The organism is Bradyrhizobium sp. Leo114 (genome assembly GCF_055229415.2).
This window is the reverse complement of the sequence record NZ_JBUYEN020000163.1, coordinates 1-1373: the sequence shown is the minus strand read 5'-3', so window position 1 is coordinate 1373 and position 1373 is coordinate 1. Positions and strand designations below refer to the sequence as shown.

Here is a 1373-nt window from a genome sequence, read left to right as displayed (position 1 = left end):
GAACCGGCTGGTTGCCAGCTTTCCGGACCGCGAACTTCACGTCATCCTGGACAACCTCAACACGCACAAGAAGAATGAGCGCTGGCTCAAAAAGCACCCCTTGGTGCAGTTTCATTTTACGCCGACGCGGGCATCTTGGCTCAATCAGGTCGAGACCTGGTTCTCCATCCTGCAAGGCCAGTCGTTGAACGGTGCATCATTCACCGCCATCACGCAGCTACAGGAGCACATCGATGCCTTCATCCGCGCCTACAATGAAAAAGCACAGCCCTTCGCCTGGACGAAGAAACGAGTCCGCCAAAAGCGGTTCGTTGGTGAAACTTTTTTGACGATCTGGCAGAGATGCTGGTCAGGTGTTTGGCCGTCCGAGACAGCGCCGCCGGCATCCAATTCGAGGCCAAGAGCCCAGGCTCCTTCTACCAATTGTAGCCGATCTGACCTCCGGCCAGGAACACAGGGCTATCGACGAGGTCACCGTAAATCGACCGACCATATTGGATCACGAAACGATGACCGGCCGTAGCCGCCTCCCACGTGCCCGCCGATATATCCTCCGGTCCGGCTCCACAGTGCCGGTGGGACCTTTGCTGCCGGCTTAAGATCGGCCGAATTGACGGCACCGCTTGCAACGAGCGCAGCTGTTGCGGCACCCCAACGAAGTTCAGATCGCATATCACCTCACGAACAGAAAGTTAGTTAGGTGTTGCCGGCGTTGCGGCTGATGGCGCGGCGGCCGGTGGGCTGACGGCGGGCGGCGGCGTTGCGGCGGATGGGGCACTGGCCGGCTGGGCCGCGGCCTGCGGGGTGCGGCCGACGACGACCGTGAGCAGGCCCTGGCCCCAGAGCCGCTGCGATACCTTGCGGGCGTCGTCCAGCGTCACCGCGTCGACGATGGCGTTGCGCTTCTCGATGTAGTCGATCGGCAATTTGTCGGTCTGATACTGCAGCATCGCCTGCGCGAGCTTCGAGGAGGTATCGAGCGCCAGCATCTGCGAACCCTTCAAATACGACTTGGCCTCGTCGAGCTCCTTCTGGGTCGGGCCTTCCTCGGCCATGCGGCGGACTTCCTTCTCGATCGCGTCCACCGTCTCGCCGGCGCGATCGGCGCGGGTGCCGTTCTAGCATCCACCGAGACCGTCTTGCCCCCTCAAACTCTTCTTCGATCAGTACTAGCTTTTCTTCGGCAGAGCGCCGACGCCGCACCTGACGGAAGCATCGATGCGGTCTCCCATGGCTCATCATGAAGCTGAAATGGACCCGCGGAGCGGGACCGCTTGAACCGGTTTGTTAGTTGGAAACTGACTGCTCCTGATCCCTTTCTATCACGCAGCCAGAGACGCTGTCTGCTGCAGTTGCTGTGGGCATGTGGTCAA

At 60.7% G+C, this 1373-nt stretch carries 2 pseudogenes; one reads left to right on the top strand and one right to left on the bottom strand.

Annotated elements, in window-relative coordinates:
* Positions 1–331: pseudogene (locus ACZIRK_RS45175) on the top strand (transposase); the annotation flags it as partial.
* 361 nt (positions 332–692) lie between these two features.
* On the opposite strand, the pseudogene ACZIRK_RS45170 reads toward ACZIRK_RS45175, so the two are convergent.
* Positions 693–1115 (bottom strand): annotated as a pseudogene (locus tag ACZIRK_RS45170) (M16 family metallopeptidase); the annotation flags it as partial.
* Between the last annotated feature and the right edge of the window lie 258 nt (positions 1116–1373).